Annotated in this window: 20 protein-coding genes and 1 tRNA gene; 4 read left to right on the forward strand and 17 right to left on the reverse strand. The window is 46.1% G+C overall.

What is annotated here, in order from left to right; all coding sequences use genetic code 11:
* Position 1: 1 nt before the first annotated feature.
* From HF569_RS05565 to HF569_RS05590, 6 genes are all read right to left on the reverse strand, one after another.
* Positions 2-2626, reverse strand: a complete 2625-nt coding sequence (locus HF569_RS05565; RefSeq protein WP_168901632.1) for an ATP-binding protein — start codon at positions 2624-2626, stop codon at positions 2-4.
* The gene (locus HF569_RS05570) at positions 2616-3836 is read right to left on the reverse strand and encodes a metallophosphoesterase family protein (RefSeq protein WP_168901633.1); all 1221 of its coding nucleotides are present in this window, start codon (positions 3834-3836) and stop codon (positions 2616-2618) included. Before HF569_RS05570 ends, HF569_RS05565 begins: the two co-directional genes overlap by 11 nt.
* Before the next feature lie 190 nt (positions 3837-4026).
* Positions 4027-4368 carry a YlbF family regulator gene (locus HF569_RS05575; protein WP_168849284.1) on the reverse strand — a complete coding sequence of 114 codons (342 nt, stop codon included), beginning with the start codon at positions 4366-4368 and terminating at the stop codon, positions 4027-4029.
* 89 nt (positions 4369-4457) lie between these two features.
* On the reverse strand, positions 4458-6557 hold the full coding sequence (locus HF569_RS05580) for a PBP1A family penicillin-binding protein (RefSeq protein WP_168901634.1): 2100 nt from the start codon (positions 6555-6557) through the stop codon (positions 4458-4460).
* Between the two features lie 819 nt (positions 6558-7376).
* On the reverse strand, positions 7377-7844 hold the full coding sequence (locus tag HF569_RS05585) for an arginine repressor (RefSeq protein WP_168849282.1): 468 nt from the start codon (positions 7842-7844) through the stop codon (positions 7377-7379).
* Between the two features lie 157 nt (positions 7845-8001).
* Complete coding sequence (locus HF569_RS05590) at positions 8002-8739, reverse strand: SDR family oxidoreductase (RefSeq protein WP_168901635.1); 738 nt, start codon at positions 8737-8739, stop codon at positions 8002-8004.
* A 105-nt stretch (positions 8740-8844) separates the two neighbouring features.
* Here HF569_RS05590 and HF569_RS05595 point away from each other — a divergent pair, with 105 nt between their 5' ends.
* On the forward strand, positions 8845-9324 hold the full coding sequence (locus HF569_RS05595) for a MerR family transcriptional regulator (RefSeq protein ID WP_168901636.1): 480 nt from the start codon (positions 8845-8847) through the stop codon (positions 9322-9324).
* A gap of 99 nt (positions 9325-9423) precedes the next feature.
* Here HF569_RS05595 and argS read toward each other — a convergent pair whose 3' ends face one another.
* The 3 genes from argS to HF569_RS05610 form a co-directional block, all read right to left on the reverse strand.
* Positions 9424-11115 (reverse strand): arginine--tRNA ligase, encoded by a 1692-nt coding sequence (gene argS / locus HF569_RS05600; protein ID WP_168901637.1) that lies wholly within the window; start codon positions 11113-11115, stop codon positions 9424-9426.
* A gap of 310 nt (positions 11116-11425) precedes the next feature.
* Positions 11426-11496 (reverse strand) — tRNA-Gly (locus HF569_RS05605).
* Positions 11497-11575: 79 nt separating this feature from the next.
* Positions 11576-11806, reverse strand: a complete 231-nt coding sequence (locus HF569_RS05610) for a DUF2187 domain-containing protein (protein ID WP_168849278.1) — start codon at positions 11804-11806, stop codon at positions 11576-11578.
* A 338-nt stretch (positions 11807-12144) separates the two neighbouring features.
* Here HF569_RS05610 and HF569_RS05615 point away from each other — a divergent pair, with 338 nt between their 5' ends.
* The 3 genes from HF569_RS05615 (at position 12145) to HF569_RS05625 (ending at position 14382) form a co-directional block, all read left to right on the forward strand.
* A complete protein-coding gene (locus tag HF569_RS05615; protein WP_232842572.1) occupies positions 12145-13383 on the forward strand; it encodes a peptidoglycan recognition protein family protein in 1239 nt (412 codons plus the stop codon).
* Positions 13384-13451: 68 nt separating this feature from the next.
* Positions 13452-13979, forward strand: coding sequence for a dihydrofolate reductase family protein (locus HF569_RS05620; protein WP_168901638.1), 528 nt, complete (start codon positions 13452-13454; stop codon positions 13977-13979).
* Between the two features lie 61 nt (positions 13980-14040).
* Positions 14041-14382 carry a YisL family protein gene (locus tag HF569_RS05625; RefSeq protein ID WP_168849276.1) on the forward strand — a complete coding sequence of 114 codons (342 nt, stop codon included), beginning with the start codon at positions 14041-14043 and terminating at the stop codon, positions 14380-14382.
* A 79-nt stretch (positions 14383-14461) separates the two neighbouring features.
* Here the strand turns inward: HF569_RS05625 and HF569_RS05630 are convergent, their stop codons facing one another.
* From HF569_RS05630 to HF569_RS05665, 8 genes are all read right to left on the reverse strand, one after another.
* Positions 14462-16525 (reverse strand): BglG family transcription antiterminator, encoded by a 2064-nt coding sequence (locus HF569_RS05630; protein ID WP_168901639.1) that lies wholly within the window; start codon positions 16523-16525, stop codon positions 14462-14464.
* A 180-nt stretch (positions 16526-16705) separates the two neighbouring features.
* On the reverse strand, positions 16706-18439 hold the full coding sequence (gene ptsP / locus HF569_RS05635; protein WP_168901640.1) for a phosphoenolpyruvate--protein phosphotransferase: 1734 nt from the start codon (positions 18437-18439) through the stop codon (positions 16706-16708).
* Between the two features lie 22 nt (positions 18440-18461).
* Positions 18462-20486 (reverse strand): transketolase, encoded by a 2025-nt coding sequence (gene tkt, locus HF569_RS05640; RefSeq protein WP_168901641.1) that lies wholly within the window; start codon positions 20484-20486, stop codon positions 18462-18464.
* Between the two features lie 45 nt (positions 20487-20531).
* On the reverse strand, positions 20532-21902 hold the full coding sequence (locus HF569_RS05645; RefSeq protein WP_168901642.1) for a PTS ascorbate transporter subunit IIC: 1371 nt from the start codon (positions 21900-21902) through the stop codon (positions 20532-20534).
* A 32-nt stretch (positions 21903-21934) separates the two neighbouring features.
* Positions 21935-22234 carry a PTS sugar transporter subunit IIB gene (locus HF569_RS05650; RefSeq protein ID WP_168901643.1) on the reverse strand — a complete coding sequence of 100 codons (300 nt, stop codon included), beginning with the start codon at positions 22232-22234 and terminating at the stop codon, positions 21935-21937.
* Between the two features lie 2 nt (positions 22235-22236).
* Positions 22237-22683: a PTS sugar transporter subunit IIA gene (locus HF569_RS05655; RefSeq protein WP_168901644.1), complete on the reverse strand. Its 447-nt coding sequence runs from the start codon at positions 22681-22683 to the stop codon at positions 22237-22239.
* A 249-nt stretch (positions 22684-22932) separates the two neighbouring features.
* Entirely contained in the window at positions 22933-23610 is a 678-nt protein-coding gene (locus HF569_RS05660) for an SGNH/GDSL hydrolase family protein (protein ID WP_168901645.1), read from the reverse strand.
* Between the two features lie 25 nt (positions 23611-23635).
* A complete protein-coding gene (locus tag HF569_RS05665) occupies positions 23636-24079 on the reverse strand; it encodes an MFS transporter (RefSeq protein WP_211089642.1) in 444 nt (147 codons plus the stop codon).
* Positions 24080-24177: the final 98 nt, after the last annotated feature.

The following is a 24177-nucleotide window of genomic DNA, read 5'->3' on the forward strand; positions in this document are numbered from 1 at the left end:
CCTAATCCGTTAAGTTCATTAAATTTTCTGTCGGTAACCCCGCTGCAACCTGCGCATCCGCCGTCAGTAGAATAACCTGAACGTGACGACTGATGTCAGCTAACAGGCGATAAGCCGCCTGCCGTCGTTGCGCATCAAAATTCACCAAACCATCATCAATCACTACGGGCATGGCTACCTGCTGGGCCATCACGACTGCAAAGGCCAACTTAATCGCAAAATCAAGCTGTTCCGCCGTTCCACGGGATAGTTGCGATACTAACCGCCAATCGCCATCCTGCCGCCGTACCCGTAAGTCAGTTGAAGTGAGTTCAATTTCAGTATACCGGTTTTCCGTCAGTTTACCATAGAATTGACTAGCCGTTTTAACGATCTGGGGTAACCGATCCCCCGAAGCCGCTGCCAAAGTCGCCGCAATCCACTGACTCACCAGTCGATCCACCAACCACTGCTGCGTGACCGCTTGCATCTGGGCTTCCAGGTTGGCCAACCGCTGCCGCAACGTTGCCTGGGTGCCACTCGCCGTCAAATGCTCCAGCTGGCCAGCAACCGTGGCTAATCGCGCGGTCACCGTATCCAGTTGATGTTGCAACGCGACCACTTGGTTGGTGGCCGCCGTCGCCTGGCTCATCAAATCTGCATGGGTCGTTACCTGCTGGAGTTTAGCCAACTGTGACCCCATCTGTTGGGCCAAGGCGGTCCGCTGTGCGGTGAGATTCTCATGCTCACGTGCCTGTTGGTAGCGTTGATAAAAGGCCGTTGCGCTCCGCAAATTACGCGTCTGCAAAAAGGTCGTGATGGCGCGTTGGGCCTGATCAACCGCCGTCTGCTCCCGCTTCAATCGGGTCGCGGTTGCTGCGACGTCACTCTCCTGATGCTGTAATTTCTGCTGCGTGTTCTGCAACGCCTGGAGCTGGGTTAATACCTCACTAAAGTCGACCCCCGCTAACGTGGGCAAGGCGGCCTGAACCGCTGCCCTGAAAGTCTCCACCTGCTGGGCAACGGTGGTTAATTGGGCCGTCGTTGCTTCAATTCGTTGGGTTAACCGATCCCACTCAACAATTGCCTTCTGGGCTGCCGACCACTGCTCAACGGGTAAATTCCCTAATCCATGAGCATCACCAATGTCATCCAGTTCACTGGTCAACTGATCCATCGTCCGACTGCCCTCTCGCAACTGGGCCTGAACGTCGCGAATATCATCTTCCAACGTCTGTTGCTGCCGGCTAGCCGGCGTACTACTATCCACGATAAAGACGCCGTAATACCCCACAGCTACCCCGAGAAGAGCCCCTGCTAGTTTAAAAATCGTGGCGGGTAAAAACATCGACCCCACCAAAACAACGAGGCCAGCCGCTAGCCAACCTATCTGCTTATCCGCCAACGGGTTAGATTGCCGCTGGCGTCCCGGTTGCTGTTGCCGGTATTGCTCATTTAACTGATTAAGTGATTGCTGTAAGCGTCGGCGTTTTTGCGTTGCCAGCGTTAACTTAGCCGCCAATTGCTGCACGCGTTGCGTTGTGGCGAGTGAGAAAGCTCGTGGCATTTGACCCTGTACCGCGTATTGCTGTTCCAGAGTGGTCGCGCGTTGCTGCAGATCTTGGCGGTCCTGCTGCAAGCGGCGCCGTTCGCGTTCCGCAATGGTAATATCTGGCAATTGGTTGAGTAAGGGATCGACCTGCGCCGTCACCAGTAGGTACTGTTGAAATAAAGGTGGCAGCTGGGCCTGCTCCTGTAATTGCGCTAACTGGGTCTGCGTCTCTTGTCGTGCAGCCGTGGTCGCCTTGACTTGATTTTCCAGTCGTTCCAGCGTGGCCGCATCGCGTTCCTGAAAACCATCGGGCACGGGAGCCATTGCGGCATCCAGCTTTTGCCATTGCTGAAAGATAGGCCACATGGCCAGTTGTTGATCATACTGACTGGCGATCTCCCGCTGAACCTTTAATTGTTGCCGCAAGTGAGCTTGCTGGTGACGTTGCTCGGTCTGTTCCTTAAGTAGTCCCCAATAGGTCTCATAAGTGGCATTGGCCTTAGTCAACTTAGCCGTCAACTCCTGATGCGCCTGCAACAGCTGATTCAACTGCGGCTTGCGACCTTGCGGCTTATATAAGGCCTCTGCTGAGCGATCCAGTCGTTGCGCTTGCTGTAACCAAAAATCACTGCCCACCGCACCAACGTGACGTAAGCGATCAATCAATTCCTGTTTGGAAGCCGAGAAGACCGTACTCAGCTGAGGTTCCGTGATGGCGTAGACATTCTTGAACAGTTGACTATCTACCGGGGCCAATAGCCGTGGCAGGTTGGCCGCTGGCAAGTCCAAATCGAGGGTACAATTGTGTAAGGTGACCTTACCGCCCCGCGGACCATCCACTCGGCTGACCAGGTAATCCGTCCCGGCCAAAGTCATCACCACTTCGCCACCAAACCGACTGCCGTCTAACGGTTCGTAGCGCAATTCCGGATGCTTCTTGGTCGGAAAGCCAAACAGAATGGCACTGATGAACTGGGTCAGCGTAGATTTTCCCGCTTCATTGGGACCCAGCATGACGTTGAATCCTGCTGTTAACGAAAACGTCCGGTCATGAAATTTGCCGAAACCGTAGATTGTCAGCCGTTTAAGATACATGGTCATCCTCCTCTCCCATTAGTCGCGCCAACTGTTGTCGGGCCGCGCGTTCCAACTCATCACTCGTCTGTTGCTGAACAAACCAGTCAGCCAAAGCCGGCTCCTGCGCTAATTTGCCAAATAACGATTGTAGGTTGGTCGGGGTAAACACACTGGCCGCACCTTGATCCCAATACTGTTCATCCAGCTGCGGCGCCTCAATCTTGACAGGCTGGTCGTTCAACACCACCGCCACGATGTAACGGTTGGCGGCCCGCATCACCCGCTGCTGCGTCCGTTGCCAGAGCGTAAGCCAATCCCCGCTGGCTAACTGTGCGGTATCTTCATCAGATAGTTGTTGCGCTAACCGAATGACCACCGTGGTCAGCGTCAACCGTTGGGCGGCGTGGTCACTTAGCCAAGCCACTAGCTGCTGGCTAAGTGCCGTCAACGTGTCCGTCTCGGAAAGGGTCAGCTGACACGTCTCCCAGAGAATCTCGGCCGTGCTAAAGAAAGTCGGCCGCAACGTCTGCCCGTCGCTGGTGACCAGATAAGCCCCTCGGTCACCCGCTTCCTTGACTGATCGGCCCTGCGTATTGCCCGCGTAAATGACCGGTGGCTGCTGGTTTAGGCATTGATGCTGATGGATATGTCCTAACGCCCAGTAGTCGTACCGTTTTTCCAACAATTCATTCACTGTAAACGGGGCATAGTGGGCCTCGCCACCTGAATTAACTGCCCCATGCAGCATGCCAATATGCCAATCAGTGGCTGCCCGGGCTGGGAAATCTCCCGTCTGATCGGTTGCCACCCAGCGCTGCGGGTAACTAAACCCACTGATTGCCACCGTCTCACCCGTCGTCAGGGTCAACGTATGCGTACTGACTTGCGCGCCAAACACCGTCACATTCTCAGGATAGCTGACCGTTTGGTGTTGATCGGCCAAATAATCGTGATTGCCAAAACTAATAAAAATCGGAATATGAGCATCATTGAGTCGTTCAAATTGCTTAAATAAGTATGCTTGCGCCGCAACGCTTTGCTCCGCACGATCGAATAAATCGCCGGTTAATAAAACAAAATCAACCTTTTCAGCCAGCGCCCGGTCAAAGACCCGAGTTGCCGCTCGAAACGTTGACTCGCGAACCTGCGTGAGCAAGACATTCGGCAAGTGTTGTAGTCCCAAGAATGGACTATCTAAATGTAAATCAGCCGCATGAATAAACTTCATCGTTTGGGCCTACCTTTCTTTGACGATAAACTGCCAAAATATCAGCTGGATTCGATTTCCGCAGCCCAATAACTGGGCACGCAGATTTTACGCTCGCCCATTAGCTTCGAAAACCCCAAACTGACCTGACAAAAAAATCGTCGGCACCGTCTTCCCAATGGAATGGTCGCGCCGACGATTCTTTTTCATCCTAACCTTGGTAAATTGCTTGGATCGGTTGGGTAATCATCTTGTTCAAATCGGTTAACAGGTCGTTAACGCCCCGTTCCTTGTCCATCAAAGCCTTGATGGCATCCTTTTCGGAAACGCGACCGGCAACTTCTTGGACGTGCTTCATTTCTTCGTCCGTTGGTTGTTGACCTGTCATTTGTTTTTGTTGTAAGTCCATTTGAATTTGTTCAAATTCCTTAAACAACTTGTACGTTTCATCATCGGCCTTCATCGTATCAAAAGCGGCTTGAAGATCTTTGAATTCTTGCGTTTCTTGCAAGGTTTGGGCTACTTGTTCGCCCAATGCGTGCATGTCTGCCATTAGTGTTCCTCCTTGATGGGCATCCGCCCGGATAGGTTAATCATTCACCATTGTACCATGCTTTTGAAGACAACCCCAGCGGGTTTCAGCTATTCCACGTAGGATTTTGCCTTTTCCCACCAAGATTTAACCGTATTGGCGGCATTGTTGAAGGTCTTCCCGGCATTATCAATGCCATTTTGCACCTGATCCCAGATATCACTAGAACCAGAACCGGTACCGTTATTCTCCGCCTTAGCCAGGGTCGACGCATCCTTCGTGGTGAAGGACGTGCCCTTGGTATTCGGTAGAATTCCTTGCATTTCTGCCTGGAATAACGGGCCTTCGCCAGTCCCACTGACATTCTCCAAGTGATGCTTGCTACTCGTGCTGTCAAATCCTTCCCAGGTCGTCACGACCACGTCTGGCGTGTACCCGACGATCCACTTATCACGGGTGGCATCCGCATCACCATCGGCTTCCGTACTCCCGGTTTTACCGGCAATGGTATAGCCATATGGCTTGGCGCTTGCCCCGGTTCCATAGTTGAAGACGCCCATCATCATACTGGTCATCTGCTTAGCCGTCTTCTGCGACATCACTTTGGTCGTCTTAGCCTGACTATCATCGGTGCTAACCACCACGTTACCGGATGCATCAACAATCTTCCGAATGTAGTGGGCTGACGACATCGTCCCATTGTTGGCGAATGCTGTATAGGCCTGACCTAGTTGTTGCGGCGAGACCCCCGTCTTTAAGCCCCCCAAGGCCAAGGCCAAGTTCTTATCAGACTTGGTCACGGGTAAACCAAATTTCTTCACGGACTCGTATCCCTTATCCACACCAATCTTGTTCAGTAACCAAACTGCGGGCGCATTCGTACTTTGCGCCAGTGCCTGGTACATCGGGATCTTCCCGCTGTACTGATTGCCATAGTTCTCCGGCGTGTAGTGATTGGACCCGTAAGATTTCTTTTTGTCGGTAATCTCCGAATCATAGTAGTAACCATTCTCCAACGCCGGCGTGTAGACGGCCAGTGGCTTAATGGTTGAGCCCGGTTGTCGCTGCATCTGCGTGGCCCGGTTGTACCCCCGGAAGACGTGCTTACCCCGCCCACCGACAACGGCTTCAACGCCGCCAGTATCCGGATCAATCGCTATGCTGGCAGCTTGCACCTTGGTGCCATCACTCGCATTAGCTGGGAAATAATTGTCATTCTTAAATAGTGTCTGCATCTGCTGTTGGTTCGATTGATCCAGCGTTGTGTAGATCTTATAACCTTTGTTCATAATCTCAGATTCCGTTAAACCATACTTGCTGACGGCCTCATTGATGACAGCATCAAAAAAGTAAGGATACTTATACGTGTTCTTGTAGGCGTAGTTATCACTCGTCGTTAAGGCCGTTGCCTGGTATTGCTTAGCCTGCTCACTCGTAATGGCCCCGGTCTCCGCCATTAGCCCAATTACCACGTTGCGCCGCGATCTGGAGGCTGCGGGATGGTCAATCGGATTGTACGCACTAGGCGACGTTAACATCCCCGCTAAAACCGCCGACTCCGGTACGGTTAACTTCTCTGCTGAGGTGCCAAAGTACCGCTCGGCGGCATCCTGAACGCCCCAAACCCCGTTGCCGAAGTAGGCGTTGTTGAGGTACATGGACAGAATATCTTTCTTGCTATAGACATTCTCAATTTCGATCGACAAGAAAAGTTCCTTAAACTTCCGAGTAAAGGTTTGCTCCTGCGTTAAATAAGCGTTTTTGGCCAACTGTTGGGTCAGGGTACTTCCCCCACCACTAATGTAGTTGTGGCGCAACACCTTATTCTTAGCATACAAGAAGAAAGCCCGCGCATATCCCTTAAAGGAGAATCCATATTCATGGTAGAAATTACGATCTTCCGTTGAAATCACCGCGCTCTGTACATTCGGTGAAATCCGTTTCAGCGGTACGTAAGTCCCCTTCTGCGAGTACAGGGTACCTGCCTTGCGATTGCTACGATCATAAATCTGTGTCGGGTTTTCCAGCGCTGCCTTCAGGTCGCCCACGTTGGCCGTCTTAGCCATAAACGTCAGATAACCACTCAGCAGCAGGAAGCCACTCAGCGCAATGACAATCAGCCACCGCGTTAATTGGAATCGATGCCAGAAATATTTAAAGCGAGCCTTGAATCCGGCCCCCCATTTTTGATTAGGTTGTTGGTTATTCATAAATAGCCTCTTCTTATCTCAAATATAATCGTGAGTATGCACCTGAAAACGATCAACGCTGGCTGATTATTCCAGCGCCGACTGCTCCTCCCCCGCGCCATATCACGTCTGGCCACTTAGCTGACCAACCCTGCGTGTTCGCTAATGCCTAGCGAAGCCACAGATAACGTCCTAAAGGTCGAAAGGACTAAAATCATTCCCAATGCTGAAGTGACCAGGATTTTAGTCTGAAGAATAGCCTAAACCCGTCACCTGCGGCTGGCAGAGATTCCGCCTGCTGTGGGGGAACGCCTGCGGCCTGAGAGGCGGTCCTCCGGCTACATTAGGCTTTGATTAGTAAATTGGTTTAATCACTTGGTACATCAGCAGTTAGCAAATATAGAAGACAATATCTATGCAGCCGAGAGTGAGCTAAATTTGAGCTCAGCCGTGGGATTTACCAAGTGGTTTTCTTGGTAAATGGCGACTTTGACACGTGTTCTTCGGGTCAAAGCGAGGCCTAAGACCGCTCTATGGCTTAGGCCGGCCTCCCCACAGCGCTCCAGCTCAAATTTGGCGAACGGCAAGGCGGCAGAAATTATCTATTTTTCAATCATTCAAGCGTAATGCCATAGCCTTTACAGAACCTTTTTAAGTTTCAACCTTTAGTAACATCATTATTCTAGCATAGTCCGCCCATTAGCTTCTAATTTCGCCGAAACTTTACGAAGCTTTAAAATAGCTTAACACCGAGCTACCGCGCTTAATTTCCCAAATACAAACGGGTGTAGGGCAACTGATTCATCGCCCTACACCCGCTATTACTATCACTCACTAATTTTAATGCACAATATCTGGATTCATCTCGTTGGCGATCATGTCATGAAGCTTCTCTGCCACCTCAGCACTAGGACTGATGATGAAGATCGTATCATGACCGGCCAAAGTTCCCGCTACTTCTGGTAAATTAAGATCGTCAAAGATCGCAGCTAACAGGTTCCCGTTACTCGGCAGCGTTTTCAAAATATTGACAAATTCAACGCGCGTTAACCCCGTCACCACTTCGTTGATGGTCTCGCGTAGTCGTTCTTCCTCGCTACGGTTCCCAGCCTTAAAAATCGTGTACCGCAGATGACCATGGCCATCCTGGGCTTTTACAATCTGCATTTCGCGAATATCCCGGGAGATGGTGGCCTGCGTAGCCTGAATGCCAACCTCTTCAAGATGCTCCATTAACTCTTCCTGTGTCCCGATGGGATATTGATTAATCAATTGTTCGATCCGTGATTGACGCATGCTTTTCTTCATTGCGACCACCCTCCCGCATAAAATTGCATTAAGTATAACAAAGGATGCGGAATTTAGCCACACGTCTCTGCATATTTATAAAGCAAGTGTACCAAATATTCGTTTTCAACGCAAAAAGAAGCCCCCCAATGATTGGGAAACTTCTTAACTGACAAACCTAGCTATCTTGCCGAGTGGCCGCCAAATCAATCTCGCGGATGTTAACTTCCTGCGGCATGTCGTAAATAAACTTAACCGTTTGGGCAACATACTTAGGATCTAACGTTAAGCCGCCCATGGTCTCTTTCCAAGCTTCATAGTCCTTCAAAGCGCCGGCATCCGTGACGTGCGTCAGCAATTCCGTCTCACCTGCCCCCGGAGCAACCAGTGAAATACGCACGTTGTCATTCGCTACTTCCTGGCGAATCGTTTCGGACAGGCCATGAACGCCAAACTTGCTAGCAACGTAAGCCGCATGGTTGGCAAACGCCTTGAAACCAGCGATAGATGACATGTTGATGATCGTTCCGTGGTGCCGAGCAACCATATCCGGCAACACGATCTGGGTTCCATTCAGAACACCCATCACATTGGTATCAAGCATCGTTTGCCATTCTTTAGGGTCTTGGCGTTTCACGTTACCCAGCAGCATCACACCAGCGTTATTGATCAGGAGATCCGTGGAGCCGTATTGCTTTTCAGCTTCCCGGATGGCTGCTTCAAAGCCTTGGCGGTCGGTAACATCCACGGCCGCAACCAAGACATTATCGAAGTTCAACGGCAGAGCTTTAATCTTATCAACTCGCCGCCCCAATAGTAGCAGGGGGAAACCTGCCGCATTAAACAACTTAGCATCTTCGGCCCCAAAGCCTGAACTGGCACCGGAAATAACGACTAATGGTTTTGTTTCTGACATTTTAAAATCCTCCTAATATATTCTACATGTAAGTGATTAATGGTAGTATATAATCTAGAGTTAACTCTAAGTCAACCATCTTATCGCAAAAAGGAGAATTTTTTTATGAGCTATTCGATTGGCGAGGTTGCCGACAAGTTGGCAATTAGTCCTTATACGCTTCGCTACTACGACAAGGAGGGACTGCTTCCCTTTGTCGATCGCAACGCCGCAGGTCGACGGCGGTTTAAAGACAACGATTTTAATTTCTTAGAGGTCATCGTTTGCCTCAAAGAAGCCGGCGTGCCGGTTAAGCAGATCGGTGAATTCATCGATTTGTGTATGACTGGTGACGCGACTTTACAGGACCGCTATGATTTCTTAGCCGACCACGAAGCTAAGTTAGAAGCCAAAATGGCACGCTTACAACATACCCTAGACTTCCTGCGTTGGAAAAAGTGGTACTACAAGACCGCTCTGCAAGCGGGGACTGAAAGCATCCACTACCTCCCCGGAACCAATCAAGTTGACCCGGCCGTGCACGCAACCTTTAACCGCCTCGTTGCGGATGGAGCCAGTCCTAAAACTTTAGGCGAACTAAATTAGTCCTCAGCATTGCTAATAGGCACCAAAAAAGCCGCTATTCCTGATCAATTTACTGAACAGGAATAGCGGCTTTTGCCTAGGTTACGTGTAAAAACAGAATTACATTTCGTCTGGTGCTTGGACACCCAACAGACGTAAGGCTTCCTTCAGAACTGTTGACACGGCCTTAACCAACGCTAAACGAGCTGATAATTCGGCATCTTCCGTCAAGATCTTGGAGTGCGCATAGTACTTGTTGAATGTCTTCGCTAACCGGATAGCGTATTTGGCAACCACTGAAGGTTCCAGTTCCTTGCAAGCCATCTTCACGATTGCTGGGAAATCAGCCAACGTCTTGATCGTGTCCCAGGCTTCTGGATCCGTGATTTGATTGCCGGCTGGTTGAACGTCGACGTTTGCCGCCTTGCGTAACATACTTTCTGCACGGGCATGGGCGTATTGAACGTAAGGTCCGGTTTCCCCTTCAAACTTCAATTGATCGGCCAAGACAAAGTCAATGTTGTTGGTCCGTTCGTTCTTCAAGTCACCGAAAACGATGGCCCCGACCCCAACTTGTTGCGCAACTGCTTGCTTATTAGCCAAGTCTGGGTTCTTTTCGTTAATTTCTTCAGCCGCTAACTTCACGGATTCTTCCAGCACCTTGGCCAACAAAATGATTCGTCCAGAACGGGTTGATAACTTCTTCCCGTCAACGGTGATCAGACCAAATGGCACGTGTTGCAGGTTATCCGCAGACTTCACGCCCATTTCCTTCAGAACAGCCTTCAATTGCTTGAAGTAGTAAGTCTGTTCGGAACCTACGACGTACAAGTTCTTGGCTGGTGCGTAGGTCCGGTCACGGTATAGCGCCGTCGCGATGTCACGGGTGATGTACAACGAGGCCCCATCACTCTTCAGAATCAGCGCTGGGTTCAAGTCGTACTTGCTCAAATCAACGACTTGCGCACCTTGTGATTCAACCAACAGGTGCTTGTCCTTGAGGATTTGCACAACTTCTTCTAACTTATCATTGTAGAAGGCTTCCCCGTTGTAAGTGTCAAACTTCACACCGAGTTCGTCATACACGTCGTTAAATTCTTGTAACGATGCTTCACGGAACCATTTCCACAACCGGTGAGCTTCTTCGTCACCATCTTCCAGCTTCTTGAACCATTCGCGGGCAATATCGTCCAGCTCTGGCTTTTCAACGTCTTCCTTGTGGAAACGAACATAGTATTCGACCAGCTTGTTGATTGGGTCAGCCTTCACGTCGGCTTCATTCCCCCACAGCTTGTAGGCCGTGATCAACTTCCCAAATTGGGTCCCCCAGTCACCTAAATGGTTATCCTTAATGGGGTGGTAACCGTTCTTCGTCAAAATCTCGGCGATGGAGTTACCAATGACGGTCGACCGCAAATGCCCCATGGACATTGGCTTAGCAATGTTAGGTGATGACATATCAATTGGGACGTTACCGCCCTGGCCGTCTTCATTTTGGCCGTAGCTAGCGCCGTCAGTCAAAACCGTTTGCAGCGTGGCTTCACTATAACTGCCCTTGTCAAAGAAGAAGTTCAGGTAAGGACCAACAACCTCAACCTTTTCAAAATCAGTCGTCTCTAACTTATCTGCCAAGTCCTGCGCGATTTGTTGCGGTGCCCGATGCAAGACCTTAGCTAAAGTAAATGTTGGAAAAGCCATGTCACCCTTGTCGGACGTCTTAGGCCGCTCTAACTTTGCGGCGATCTCGTCTGCGGTCAGTTGACCGTCGAGTGCCTTAGCCAATGCTGCAACCACTGTTTGTTTGTAATCCATGCTAATTATCCTCCTTATGTTCGCTTCTTCAATGACGTTGTGCTCTTAGTTTACCTCAATTAACCGGTGGGATAAAAAAACGTCTCCTACAAAAATATTTGTAAGAGACGAGATTTCCCGCGGTACCACTCTGTTTGACTTAAAAGTCCACTTAAATGATCAATTTAATTGTCTCAGCCGCTCCGTTCCGTTAGTTAGACTATCCGGCTCACAGCCTCCCGGATTCGCTGAAAATCATAGCTAACGTACTATTTCGTCTGAGGTGCTTTCGAATAATAAGAAAGACGACCCTAAGGCCGCCCCATTCGAAAGCGGGTGACGGGAATCGGACCCGCGACGCAAGCTTGGGAAGCTTGAATTTTACCACTAAACTACACCCGCACAACACAGAAAAGTATAGCATACCATCTGTGAGTTGTCATCATCTTTTTGCAAATAAATTCAAAATAATTATGGAAATTTAGTTTTTATCCGCTTTATTTCCAGTAACTTTCGCTCCCGACTTACGCACAACGGCCCGGTTATTCATATCTCCGACCGCCGTCTTGTCAGCAGGATCATAGTCCCGAATCTCGACTAAAACTGAATTATCATACACTTTGGTCACTTCACCTGTAAAGTCATGTTCCAAAGGACCAAATTTCTTTGCCGCAACGTAATCGCCAATCTTAATCTCAGAAGTCTCAGCCATTGTTCGTCGCTCCTTTCGTATGCAAATAACAATTATAGCCAAACTTAACATTAAGCGCAAGCATCTACGCTCCCCCGACTTTGCCATCTAAATGTAAAACGTTTGAAATAAACCGTGAATCGCGAACTTTAGCCACCCTATTGCTAAATGATTGACGAGAATCCGATTGTTACCATTAATAATCACTAGTTTTCGAGCAAAGCAGAACAAATCCCGAATAAAGCCAATCTATCACCCCCTAACTTGTTTAATATTCAATCTTTAGGAAATACGTTATAATTGAGACGTTGCGTTACAGCTTTTTTTAAGAAACAAGATAATCAGTAGGAGGAGAAGTTATGATGAAGAAATGGCAACGTTGGGCAGTTCGGGGAATTGCTCTGACGGCTGGATGTCTGGGCTTATTCTGGTCATCCACTACCGCCAACGCCAATGCAATCAACACTTACATTGGCAACCAGAATTACGGAACACCTAAGATTACCAAAGCGTATAAGTCGGTGCTTCCACAGTACAGCTACCGCTATAATAAACCAGAAGGTGTGGTGGTTCATGAAACGGCGAACCCCAACTCAAACATTTATGGCGAAATTACTTATATGACTAACAACTACAACAATGCCTTTGTCCACACTTTTGTCGATGCTAGCAACATTATTAACATTGCTAATACGAAATACTTATGTTGGGGTGCCGGTCCCGTAGCCAACCAACGCTACGTTCAATTTGAACAAGTTGAAGTGCACTCTAAGGCAGCCTTCGCTTCTGAATTGAACAATGCGGCTTACTACACGGCCTACATTTTGAAGCAATACGGTCTGACTCCTAAGCGCTACACGACCGTGCTTTCTCACCACGATGTTTCTAACTTACTTGGTGGGACCACCCATACCGATCCGGATGGTTACTGGTCAACGAACGCTAGAAAATACTTTGGGACAACTTACACCATGAATGACTTTGTTAACTTGGTTAAGACGCAATACGCCGATCTTGGTGGTAGTGTCAAGCCAGACACGGACGACTCAACGCAACACGTCGTTTCCAAGCCAAAGACGGTGAGCTACTACCATGGTGGTAACAACGAAACCGCGACGTTAGCCAACAACTATACTAACTGGACCGTCTACAATCACGTTAAAGGAACCAGTGGTGCGCGCAAGATTGGCTGGGGTAACCTCAGTGCCGATCACCGTGGTGCTAAAGTCTACGTCGACAGTCGCGGTGTGAAGCGCGGTGGCTGGAGCGGAACTTGGTACCGAATCCGGTTCAGCAAGAATTCCAGCGCCAAATACTGGGTCTACAACAAGGTGCTGAACTTCCCTAAGGTGACTTACAGCGATGCGAGTGGCACCCCTACGCTGAACACGAATCAGAATGCGGCGCTCTACAACCACGTTTTGAACTCGAACTACCTGTCCAAAACGATCGCCCACACGCAAGATTTCAAGGCGGGAACCACGGCTAAGATTAACAAAAAGGGCTACAAGGCCACTGATAAATCAACTTGGTATCGCGTTACCATTGCGGGTAACACGTACTGGGCGAAGTCAACTAGCCTCAATGGCGTCAACTAAATGAACAACTAAGGGAACGTAACACTCATGGTGGAACGTTCCTTTTTATTCGACAGGAGGACCTTCTCATGGGCAAAATCCAGTTTTATGGGGCAACATCACTAGATGGCTATCTCGCAACGCCAGATGATCAAATTGACTGGCTGACCACCCTGCCAGGAATTCCGGCAGAAGTCGGCACGACAACGCTGGCCCAGATGACCAGCGCAATACTCGGGCGGGTCACCTATGAAGCCGTCCAGAACATGGCGCCTGATGCCCCTTTAAATCCGCACAATCCACAGATGAAAAGCTACGTACTGACCCAACGAACATTTCCCAACACGCCTGGCTATACCTTTACCACGGAATCTGTCGTTACGCTGGCCCAGCGATTACAGAAACAAGGTAACGTCTGGATTGTCGGTGGCAGCGGCGTCCTCATGCCACTATTGGCGGCTAATCTGGTTGACGACCTCTACGTTCAGATCGCCCCCATCCTGTTAGGACAAGGTAAGCGGCTATTCGGCGACCTCTCGCGGCCGCAACAATTCGAACTCACTGCGGTTAACCAGTACGGCCCCTTAGCGGAAGTCGTTTATCACCGGAGAAATTAATTCACTTTCGACTATTAGATATGGTAGTCTTAACTTAAATGGAGTTTAAGGAGCGGTTACGATGTGGTTAGCCTTACATTTTTGGACGTGGATTATCCTAACAATTTTAGTCATCGTAGGGTTGACCCGTCATTCTGAAAAACGAGTCACACAATTCTTGTTAATTGCAAGATTGGCCTACCTCGTCATGATTATTAGCGGCGTCGTTCTGAGTATTCGAACCTTCGCCCACGCCCCCCTGCTGATCAGTTTAAAATTCGTCTTAGGAATTGCGACCATCGCACTAATTGAAGTGAGCTTCGGTCGGAAGATGGAACGCGACACGCCGCACTTGATTTATTGGGTGCTGGGCGTTGTCGGACTGATCACGGTGGGATTAGGCTTAACGTTAGCCTTTAAGTAAAAAGAAGTTAGCTGAGGGGAAATCCCTCAGTTAACTTCTTTTTATTTAGCACTATCGTATCCAATCCTTAATTAATTGGTTAAGACTCAGACTGAGAGAGCTCTTCAGCATCACCCAAAATTTGTTGAATCTGTGCAACCTCATTGGCTACCAATAATTTCTGATAAAGTATATTATTTTGCAACAAGGCTAACAATTGCCCCAAAGCTCGCATATGAATTTCCCGATCTACGGGCGCTAGTCCAAAAAGAACCCGCAATTTTCGTACTTGTCCTTTAGTGTTCAACTCTACTGGCTTCTTCAGAATCAAAAGTGACATTCCCAGTTTATTGACGCCATCTTCCGGTTTGGCATGCGCTAACATAACCCCCTCCTTGATAACCATATAAGGACCTCTTTTAATCGTTGTCTTAATAATCTGATCGGCATAGCGACGCTGAACAATGTCACGTTTTTCTAACGGTCGGAACAACTGGTGGACAGCAGTATCCCACTTCAAATCACCATCTATAATTTGTATATTTTCTGCCGGTATCAACTCATCAAGCGCAGGCCGTTCATTCACTACAGTTCCTTTTGTGCCCTTTTTCTTAAAATAATCGTGTAAACTTGTCGCTAAACCATTAAAGTCATCGACACGTGCATAGTCTGTAATGATATCCAAAACTGCATGAACCAATTTATTTTCCTGAGAATCACTTAACAAATCAAGCCGACGTAATTCCTGGCTAATTTTTTGAAAGTCGTTGTGCGTAGGAATAGCTTGGACCCACATTGACGGAATATTTACATTAATCTGAAGTTTAGCCGTCGTCAAAATCAATTTAGCTGAGACTGTTTCTAAATTGATTTTTTGAAACTCCTGAAGACTAATTGGCTGAGAAAAGTTAATCTCAGGATAACGCTTAGTCAACTGTTGATACAGGAGCTGACTAGTCCCAATTCCACTGGTGCAAACCAAGAGAACATCAGATTTCTCTCCTGCTCCAAACCAATCTGGTGAAACTCGTTTTATTTCTCCCCCAAAATAAACGCTGATCAATGCTAGCTCATCATCTGATATCGACGTATTCAAAAATGATTCGAAAGGCTTTAGCGCGTATTTCGTCATGTTCATGAGGTAGCTATAAGTAAGTTTAACATCAGCTAAATTAGCATGATGAAATTGAACATTCGACGTGATTCTAAAGTAAGTCGAGTACAGATGAGTTGCTAGTGCCTCTAAAAACGAACTAGTGACCAAATCAATGCCCGATACGGTACTGAATCGCCGCGCTACCTCTTCAGTTACTACTAATAATTGCTGTACAAATTTATCATCCTCGTTCACTTGTTGCAACTGACCAGCTAATAACAACGTACGCAAGTGGTTAATTTCAGCAGTTGTTGCTTGAGCATGCGCCGTTAAAAAGCGATCACACCATCGACTAACCGAATCTAATGGATAGTCCTGATTTTCAGTTAGCAAATACGAATTATCTTTTAGACGATTGATTAGCCATATCAGATACCAAGTAAGTACCTGACTGGCATCGCCGCTGTAAACATTACCTGTTTCTTCTTGCAAACGTTCTAATTGCGGCTTAATTCCTGAAATCTGAGGAAGCAACTGAATCTGCGAAATGACTAATGAGTTTTGCTGGCCCAACTGCTGGTACACCCAATTTCGTTGTGCTTCTTCACTTCCCATCAATATTTTCCCACGATCCGTATTAATCACTTGTGTTCCCACAGGTAAATCAGTGGTTAGCTCCTTAAAGTCCTTGATGATGGTAGTTTTCGAAACATCAAATTTTTCAGCCAAATTAACCAAGGACAAGTGCGTATCGTGTTGAATTAAATACCATACAATTAATTGACGGCGCTGGTGAACATTGAGCACCCGCAGTGTTGATTGCTGAACATACTTTTGCAATTCATCCAATGTTGCCTGCGTTAAGAAATAGCCACCTTGAGATAAATGCTGGACATCATCTAACTTTAGGCGCCGCAAAGCCAGATTAAGTTGCTTAAGCCAGAAATAGACGCTTCGCCGTGACAGCTTCATCCTTTCCTCAAGCTCTGCAACACTTTTATATTTTTCTCCATTGGATAAAATAGTAGCCAATAGATTAATTTGCCCTTTTTCACTAATGTTTAACATATACTTACCTCATTAATCAATCGTGGGCCCGGCTAATTGCCCCAAAGAACTACTCGTAGTCATGTTCACTGCTATTTTCCGACATATTATCGATTATACTAAAAACGATTTTACTACGGCAACACTAAACGCATGATGTCATCTCCCAACAATCATGCAGTTTAGGGCTACTTTTCTGTTTTATTCTACCGAGTCTTTCAACTGTCCTTCGACTAAATCCTTAACTTCTTGATTTGTCTGACAGTTTTGCACAGCTTGCATCGCGACCTGAGCCCATTTATTAGAGTCTAACTGCTTCATCTGATGACGAACTCGAAGGACTGAAGTGGCACTCATAGAATATTCATCCAATCCCATTCCCAGTAACAACGGGACAGCAATCTGGTCACCAGCCATTTCACCACACATCGCAGCAATTTTACCTTCTTTGTGTGCGGCATCAATCACGTGCTTAATTAACCGCAATAGTGCCGGGTTATAGGGCTGATATAAATAAGCGACATGTTCATTCCCACGATCAGCAGCAAATGTGTACTGAATCAAATCATTCGTCCCGATGCTGAAGAAATCTACCTGCTTAGCAAACTGGTCAGCAAAAACAGCTGTTGCTGGAACTTCAACCATCATACCTAGTTTTATTTCTTTAGCGACTGTTACTCCGGCCTTCACCAACTTAGCTTTTTCTTCTAAGAAGATATTTTTGGCAGCAATAAATTCATCAACCGTCGCAATCATTGGAAACATAATCCGTAACTCACCATACTTTGAAGCACGAATCAGTGCCCGCAACTGCGTTCGGAAAATATTCTGACGATCTAATGAAATACGAATTGCCCGATAGCCTAAGAACGGATTCATTTCTTCTGGTAGTTTTAGATAAGGAAGATGTTTGTCACCCCCAATATCCATAGTACGAATAACCACTGGAGCTCCCTTCATCGCCTCAAGAACTTGCTTATAGGCCACGAATTGGTCGTCTTCTGATGGCAACTTATCGCTATTCATGTAAAGAAATTCAGTTCTGAAGAGTCCAACTGCCTCAGCACCCGCATCAGTTACTGCTTTCACATCGTTTGGTGTTCCAATGTTTGCAGCAATTTCAACTGATTTACCATCTTTAGAAACCGATTGTGCATTCTTTAATTTTCGCCATTCTGCCTTTTCCTGTTGGAACTGTTGTGCTTGCTTGCGAAATTCACTTACTTCATGAGTATCAGGAGCGACTACCGCAAAACCTCTCAAACCATTGACAACCACAACCGTACCATCTTTAATCGACTGCGTTGCATTATCCGTCCCGACAACCGCAGGAATTTCAAGTGTGCGCGACATAATTGCCGAATGACTGGTTCGCCCACCCAGATCTGTTAAAAATCCTTTTACATATTTTTTATTCATCTGAGCCGTATCTGACGGTGTCAAATCTCGTGCGACAACAATAACCGGTTCTTTAATTAAAGCGGGATTAGGCAGTGTCTTTCCTAATAGATGACTCAAAACTCTCTTCGTAACATCACGGACATCTGCCGCTCGTTCTTTCATATATGGGTTATCGGTCATCCCTTCAAAAATTGCGATAAAATGATCGGTAACTTCCTTCAATGCTGCTTCAGCATTAACTTTTTTCTGACGAATATTCCCTTCAACTTGTCCAACCATTTCTGGATCTGAGAGAATCGTGATGTGTGCGTCAAAGATCGCAGCTTCATCTTGTCCTAGGTTTGCTATTGCCGCTTTTCGAATGATTTCGAGATCTTGTTTTGCAGCATGTAACGACTGTTTGAACCGATCAATTTCAGAATCTACATCCGCAATTTGCTTTCTTTCGAAGCTTAAGTCTGGCATCACCAAGCGGTAGGCTTTAGCTATACCAATACCATCACTCGCTGCAATTCCCATAATTTTACTCGACATAGATTGCTTTCACCTCAAATGTTTATTCAGACTTTTTCCAAAGCTCTTCATACTTTTTCACAATGGTCTTTGTATTAAAATTAAAGTGTGCTACTACTTCAGCGCCCTTTCCACTCATCCCAAAGCTGTCCACACCTATACATGCACCATTCAATCCAGTGTATTTTCCCCAGCCAAATGTACTATCCATTTCAATGGAGATACGCTTATCAACCTGCGGTGACAGTACCGAATCTTTATAAGCCTGACTTTGCTGCTCAAACAATTCCAAACTTGGCATAGAGACCACTGAAACATCATATTGTTTTTTCCTAAGTTCAGCTTGTGCGGCAAGGGCTAGTTGTACTTCTGAACCACTCGCTATCAAGATACCATCCGAATCTTCACTTTTAGCAGGTGAAACGACATAGCCACCTCTCGAAACGGATTCTGCACGCGTTTCCTCCAATAAAGGTAATCCTTGACGCGACAAAACCAATACCGTTGGCCGGTCTGTTGTCTTAGCAATCGTTTGCCAAGCGCCTAAGGTTTCATGTGCATCACTCGGCCGAATCACATTGACATTAGGAATAGCACGCAATCCTGCTAATTGCTCAATCGGTTCATGAGTTGGACCGTCTTCCCCCACAGCAATCGAATCATGGGTAAAGATAAAGGTTACAGGCAACCCTTGTAACGCTGCTAACCGAATGGCGGCTTTCATATAATCCGAAAATGTAAAGAAGGTACTTCCAAAGACCCGCGACCCTCCATGTAATGCAATACCATTTAATGCAGCAGCTTCACCAAATTCACGGACCCCAAACCAAATGTTACGGTTAGCAGGATGTTCCGAACAAAATCGGCCGTCGTCACGTAGCTGGGTTTTGTTACTTGAAGAAAGATCTGCGGCACCACCCCAAAAATTCGGGTTGTACTTCGCAATCTGTTGTAAAAGCTCAGAGTTTGTCACCCGTGTTGCAACTGACTTACCAATTGTTTCATCCGAGAGGGTCACTTGGGACATATCCAACTGAGGACTTACTTCAGGTGTAAACATTGCTGCTAATTTGGGCTCACTCAGCTGGTAATGCGTATATAACTTGTGCCATTCCCGATGAGCATTCTCCCCACGTTCTTCAATTCCTTGTGCAAATTGTGCATAAGCATCTTCTGAAACTGAGAACGGTGTTTGACTCCAGCTGTAAAACTCTTTCGTCTTCTTTAGATTCTCCGCCCCTAGCGCTGCTCCATGGACTTTATTGGTTCCGGCCACCGGCGATCCATGACCAATTTGTGTTTTAATTTCAATGATTGTCGGCTGCGTAGATCTTTTCGCATCATTAATTGCATTGTTAATTGCTGCTAAATCTTCACCATCTTCGACAAAAAGATAATTCCACCCAGCTCCCTTAAAGCGGTAACTTTGCGTTTCAACCGAACCATTGAGTAACGGACCATCCAAGGTAACATCATTTGAATCATAAAGAACTGTCAGCTTGTTTAATCTTTCTTTACCCGCAATATTAATGGCTTCCTGACTAATTCCCTCCATCAGATCACCATCTCCAACGATGGTGTACGTCCGATGATCAATAATATTCATATTCGCTGTGTTATACTGCGCTGCCAAATGCTTCTCTGCTAATGCCATCCCCACAGCCATACCAATGCCTTGACCAAGGGGACCGGTCGTCGCATCAACACCTGGGGTATGACCAAATTCAGGATGACCTGGCGTCAAAGAGCCAGTCTGCCGAAATTGTTTAAGATCGTCCATTTTGACATCAAAACCGCTCATATGCAGCAAACTATACAGTAATGCTGAACCATGTCCCGCGGACAAGACAAAGCGATCACGGTTAATCCAATTTGGCCGTTTAGGATCCGTCTTTAAATGATAGTTCCATAGAACATAGGCCATAGGTGCTGCGTCTAAACATAATCCTGGATGGCCTGATTGTGCCTTTTCAATCATGTCAATACTCAACATTCTTAGGGCATTGACAGCCAACTCATCTTTCTCGGTAAAATGCACTTGGCTTTCTCTGGTTACTGTATTCATCATTAATCTTTACTCCTTACGCTAAAATCGAATCATCAACTTTAAATGCTATCCTTGGTCTTTTACAGCCTTTTTCTTAGATTCCTTGAGGAAAAAGGACCAGATAATGACGATTGCTGTGAATGCAATGATTCCCCCGGTAATCGCAACTTGTCCATAACTTCCCAAGTTTCCAAGTAAGATACCTGGAATTAGGTAATCCGTATCGGCGAAAGTTGACGCAGCCAATTTTAAGCCGCCTAAAACGGGTAGGATCAATAGTGGTAGCCAACTGATTAACAAACTATTTACCGCAGAACCAATAATAGCTCCACGTCGTCCACCCGTGGCATTGCCGTAGATACCGGCCGCACCTCCACAGAAGAAGTGACCAACGACACCTGGAATAATTACAGTTGTCCCCATAGCAATCATGGCAAACATACTCAAAGTTCCTACAATGAAACTGACAAAGAATCCAATTAATAAGGCATTCTGTGCATATGGGAAGATGATTGGAACGTCCAGAGCTGGCTTGGCATTTGGAACTAATTTAGTTGCGATGCCTTGGAATGCAGGCACAATCTCACCTAAGATCATCCGAACACCAGCGAGAACAACGTAAAAACCTGCAGCAAATGTTCCGGCTTGCGTAATTGCATAAACCAAGAAATTAGATCCTGAACTCAACTTCGTTTCGATGAAGTTTGGTCCTGAAACAAGAGCTAAAATGAGATAAACAATTGCCATGACTAATGTAATTGAGACTGTTGAATCTCGTAAGAAGCTCAGTCCTTTAGGGAATTTAATGTCTTCAGTGGATTTCTTAGCATTACCGAACCATTTCCCCATCAAGCCAGCCGTTGCATAACCAATATTTCCCGTATGTCCCATTGCGACTGAATCGCCACCTGTGATTTTTCGCATGAATGGCTGACATAGCGCTGGCGTTACCGTTAATAGCGTTCCTTCAAACAAGCCTCCCAGAAGAATCGTACCAACACCAGACTTCATTCCTGTCGATATAAGAACCACAGCGGTCAAACACGATACATACAACATGGCTTGTCCTGTAAGGAAAATATATTTAAACTTTGTAAAGCGAGCCAAGAGAACGTTTACGACCATTCCAACAAACATAATTAACGCTGTCGTTGATCCATATTGCTGTAAAGCAATTGCTACAACCGCTTCATTAGAGGGAACTACCCCTTGAACATGAAGTGCAAATTTAAACATTGAAGCAAATGGTGCCAAAGCCCCTTGAATAATTCCTGCCCCACCAGTCAAAACCAAGAAACCAACGAAAGTCTTAATCGTCCCTTCAAGCGTTTTGGTTCCTGGCTTTTTTTGCAGCGCCAAACCTAGCATAGCGATCAACGCTACTAAAATAGCTGGTGTACTCACAATAGAAACAATAAAATTGATAGTTGCTTGCATTGTTACGATTCCTCCAATCAAACATCAACTAACTAGTTATGCTGAATGCCCTCTTTATCTAAAAGTGCATTAACCTTTTCTTGTAATTCAGCTTTATCAATAATGCTCTTTAAAACAATTACTCGGTCTTGCGGTAAATCAGATGCCTGATCGGCTAAATCGCTACCTAGGAAAAAGTAATCAGCAGCCGTCGCATTTAAACCACCCGTATCAAAATGGGTAACCTCAATATTATCCGTTTCAACGTTCTCTTCTTTGAAGACGCTTTCAATGTTCATCTGAATCATAAAGCTTGACCCTAAACCTGATTGGCAAACCGCTGCAATTTTCATTATTAATTCGCTCCTTTAAATTCTTTAACCAGTTCATCAACAGTTGTTGCTTTTTCCAAACGTGCTAAGCTAGTTGCATCTTGCAACTTTGCAGCCAATTCTTGTAATGCCTGCAAATGTTTCGTGTTATCGCTGGCTGCTAATACAAAAAACAAAGTAATGGGATGATCTGAATTGACCAAGTTAATCTCAGGAGAAACCTTCATCAAAGCCATCCCCATCTGATTGACACCATTTTCTGGTCGTGCATGTGCCAAAGCAATGTGTGATCCAATATTAATAAACGGTCCATTTTCCTCAACAACATTAATCATCGCCGTAATATATGATTGTTCAATCTTACCTGCATGTAACAATGGCGTTGCTGCAGCACGAATCGCTGTCTGCCAATCCATGTCACCTGCAGGCATGACTTGAACCGTCTCTTGTGTTAACAAAGTTTCTATCATCCTTACTCGCCCTCCGCTTCTAAGACACTTATACTCTAAAACATAGAGAAAGCGTTTCCAAGTCCAGTTCATGCACTTTCCAAATGTGCAGAAAGTTTACCCCACCCCTGCACAATATCAATAACTTAATCCTTCACCCATAACAAAAAGCACCTAGACAAATTTGTCTAGATGCTTTTTAGGTGTCACAATGTGGAATTTACTGCATTAATTATCACACATATGCATTACTATTAGCGAAAATACTAATTAAAAGATGAATCTTAGCAATTCCCCAGCAATTCGATGTGCTAAGTGTGAATACCCATCTTGACTATAATGCAAACCATCAGGATGAAATTTAGGAACATATTCCGGCAAAAACGGCGACACACCACTTTCCTTGTACAGATCGATAACAGGCAAACTATAAAAATCACAGATTTTTAACATAGCTTCCACATAATCTTTCTGATGCAATCCCACCTCATTGCTCTGAAGAGTTGTGGGATAATTTTTAGTTGGATGATGAAAATTATTCTTGGTTGGTGTCATGAAAATGATTGGCTGATTAGGATACTTCTTAACTAGCCCATGAATTAACGTGTCCAAAGCACCATAGAAGGTCTGAACATCCGTATCACCTAGCTCTCCAAGCGGAATATCATGTTGAAAATCATTAACCCCACCAAAGACGGTGATTATGTCAGCATCATTGTCCATAGCTTCGTATCGTTCAATAAAGCTATCGTCACGATCTGATTTCACCGCAATACGGGATCCGCAAACTCCATAATTTCGTAACTCTTTAAACTTGATGATATTTTGAATACTAGTTGTCCAGGATATTTGATTACCTCCTGTACCAACACCATTATCACCCCAAGTAGTAGAATCACCAAAACAGTTAATAATTTTATCATCAAATAATGTAAGTGGTTTTTTCATTAATCATAAATCCTCCTGTACAAGATTACTTCTTGAAGTCAGCTTGGATTTCTTCCAAAGTCTTCCCATTTGTTTCTGGTAAAACTTTAGCTGCAAACCACATCATAATTAAACAGAAAATGGCGAAAATAACAAAGGTCCAAGAAGCTCCAATACCAGATAACATCATTGGGAATCCCTGGCTGACGAAGTAAGAAGCCAGAAACATAGTTAACGAACAGAGAGACTGTGCTCTACCTCGAATACTGGTGGGGAAAACTTCTGACATGATAACCCAGGCACCACCGCCCCAAGATAATTCGTAAAAGGCAGTATGAGCTAAAACGCCAACCATAATTAAGATATTCATTAACATGTTGAATTTACCGATTGAGAAAATCAAAGCCAAGGCTAGTAGAGCAATAGCCATTGCAGCCGCTCCCCAAGTCAGCAACTTTTTTCTTCCCAATTTATCACCTGAATTATTCATACCTTTCAAAAAAGTCGTCAGTTTTCATGTTTTTCAAAAACTGACGGCTTTTGATCTTGCTTACTATGTATTGAGACTCTAAATTTTGATGGTATCAC

The sequence above is a fragment of the Levilactobacillus tujiorum genome, from assembly GCF_012641185.1.
GTDB classification, from domain to species: Bacteria; Bacillota; Bacilli; order Lactobacillales; family Lactobacillaceae; genus Levilactobacillus; species Levilactobacillus tujiorum.